This is a genomic window from Mesorhizobium sp. M4A.F.Ca.ET.050.02.1.1, assembly GCF_003997725.1.
In the GTDB taxonomy this organism is placed as follows: domain Bacteria; phylum Pseudomonadota; class Alphaproteobacteria; order Rhizobiales; family Rhizobiaceae; genus Mesorhizobium.
This window is the reverse complement of sequence record NZ_RZSG01000874.1, coordinates 1-2,377: the sequence shown is the minus strand read 5'-3', so window position 1 is coordinate 2,377 and position 2,377 is coordinate 1. Positions and strand designations below refer to the sequence as shown.

At 63.3% G+C, this 2,377-nt stretch carries 3 protein-coding genes; all 3 read left to right on the top strand.

What is annotated here, in order from left to right; all coding sequences use genetic code 11:
- Positions 1-758: DNA-directed RNA polymerase subunit alpha (locus tag EOA33_RS32505; protein ID WP_127407485.1), on the top strand; the 758-nt coding region annotated here is incomplete at its 5' end.
- A 104-nt stretch (positions 759-862) separates the two neighbouring features.
- The gene (gene rplQ / locus EOA33_RS32500) at positions 863-1,294 is read left to right on the top strand and encodes a 50S ribosomal protein L17 (RefSeq protein ID WP_126054449.1); all 432 of its coding nucleotides are present in this window, start codon (positions 863-865) and stop codon (positions 1,292-1,294) included.
- Positions 1,295-1,487: 193 nt separating this feature from the next.
- Positions 1,488-2,377, top strand: an 890-nt coding sequence (locus EOA33_RS32495; RefSeq protein WP_127407484.1) for a trypsin-like peptidase domain-containing protein, incomplete at its 3' end; no start/stop codon positions are given.

Genomic DNA, 2,377 nt, shown 5'->3' with positions numbered 1-2,377 from the left:
ACATCAAGGAAATCGCCATCCGCATGGAAGGCGACGGCCCGAAGCGCATGGTCGTTCGCAAGCAGGGCCCGGGCGCCGTGCTGGCCGGCGACATCCAGACGGTCGGCGACGTCGAGATCCTCAACCCCGACCACGTCATCTGCACGCTGGACGAGGGTGCGGAGATCCGCATGGAGTTCACCGTCGACACCGGCAAGGGCTATGTGCCGGCCGAGCGCAACCGCGCCGAGGACGCGCCTATCGGCCTGATCCCGGTCGACAGCCTCTACTCGCCGGTCAAGAAGGTCTCCTACAAGGTCGAGAACACCCGCGAGGGCCAGGTCCTCGACTATGACAAGCTGACCATGACCATCGAGACCGACGGTTCGATCTCGGGCGAGGACGCGGTGGCTTTCGCCGCCCGCATTCTGCAGGACCAGCTCGGCCTGTTCGTCAACTTCGACGAGCCGCAGAAGGAAGTCGCGGCCGAAGCTGTCACCGAGCTCGCCTTCAACCCGGCGCTGCTCAAGAAGGTCGACGAGCTGGAGCTCTCGGTGCGTTCGGCCAACTGCCTGAAGAACGACAACATTGTCTATATCGGCGACCTGATCCAGAAGACCGAAGCCGAGATGCTGCGCACCCCGAACTTCGGCCGCAAGTCGCTGAACGAGATCAAGGAAGTCTTGGCGGCGATGGGCCTGCACCTCGGCATGGAAGTGCCGGACTGGCCGCCGGAAAACATCGAAGACCTCGCCAAGCGTTACGAAGACCAATATTGAGCATGAATTCCAAGGATCGGCGGCGTGAGCCGCTCGATCCGACGGTCATGCGGAAAACCATCAGAGGCCGTGGCCTCTTGAACAACTGAAGAAGGAAAAGAGCCATGCGCCACGGTTTCAAAGGCCGTCGCTTCGCCCGCAGCGTAAGCCACCGCAAGTCTATGTTCGCCAACCTCGCCGTGTCTCTGATCGAGCACGAGCAGATCGTCACCACCCTGCCGAAGGCGAAGGACCTGCGTCCGATCGTCGAGAAGCTGGTGACGCTCGGCAAACGCGGCGATCTGCATGCGCGCCGTCAGGTGATCGCCCAGATCGGCAATGAGGGCGTCGTCAAGCGCCTGTTCGAGACGATCGCGCCGCGCTACGCCTCCCGCAACGGCGGCTACCTGCGCATCATGAAGGCGGGCTTCCGCCACGGCGACAATGCCGCCATGGCGGTGATCGAGTTCGTCGACCGCGACACCTCGGCCAAGGGCGCCGGCGACCGCGCCCGCATCGAAGCTGAAGGTACCGAAGAGGAAGCCGCGGCCGCCTGAGGCCGGGCTTTTCGCACGTGTTCAAAGGGGCCCTGTGGGCCCCTTTTTGCATTCTGAAAGCGGCGCTCTACGTTTCAGACAATTTCGTCGGCCGAAGCGCATGCTTTTGCGCGACAATTATCGGATTTCGGTGCATTAGCCTTTCATTCTGCACAATCGTCGGGAGAATGGCGCCCGATTTGGAGGATTCGGAATGCACGTCAAACGGCTGTCCATTGTTCTGATTTCGGCCTTGCTGGCGTTCGCACCGGCGGCCAGGCAGGCACTGGCCGAGGACGCCACCAAGCCCGCTGATCCGGGCTTGTCCGACGTGCTGACCGATCTGCTGCATGGCGTTGAAGGCGAAAATGCCACCTCCGGGCCGGACAAGCGCGTGCCGTTCGGTCGCGAGGAGGTGCAGCTCTCGTTCGCGCCGCTGGTCAAGCAGACGGCGCCGGCCGTGGTCAACGTCTATGCCTCGCAGACGGCCAAGGTGACGTCGCCTTTCGAGGGCGATCCGTTCTTCGAGGAGTTCTTCGGGCGCGCGCAGCCGCGCGCGCAGTCCTCGCTCGGCTCCGGCGTACTGGTCGACCCGAGCGGCGTCATTGTCACCAATTACCACGTCATCAAGGATGCCGACGAGGTGAAGGTGGCGACCGCTGACGGTCGCGAGTTCGCCAGCAAGGTCATGCTCAAGGACGAGACACTCGATCTCGCCGTGCTCAAGATCTCGGCCGACAAGCCGTTCCCGGTGATCGCCATCGGCGATTCCGACGCGCTGGAGGTCGGCGACCTGGTGCTGGCCATCGGCAATCCGTTCGGCGTCGGACAGACCACCACCAGCGGCATCGTTTCGGCACTTGCCCGCAGCCATATCGGCGTCTCGGATTCGGGCTACTTCATCCAGACTGACGCCGCCATCAATCCCGGCAATTCCGGCGGCGCGCTGATCAACATGGGCGGTCAGCTGGTCGGCATCAACACGGCTATCTACAGCCGCAGCGGCGGCTCGATCGGCATCGGTTTTGCCATCCCCGCCAACATGGTGCGGGCTTTCGCTGACGCCGCCAAAGCCGGTCTCGATTTCTTCGAGCGGCCCTATAT

Bases quoted from the DNA above. Each gene is read 5' to 3' on its own strand.
- rplQ (WP_126054449.1), top strand. From the start codon at position 863: ATGCGCCACGGTTTCAAAGGCCGTCGCTTCGCCCGCAGCGTAAGCCAC.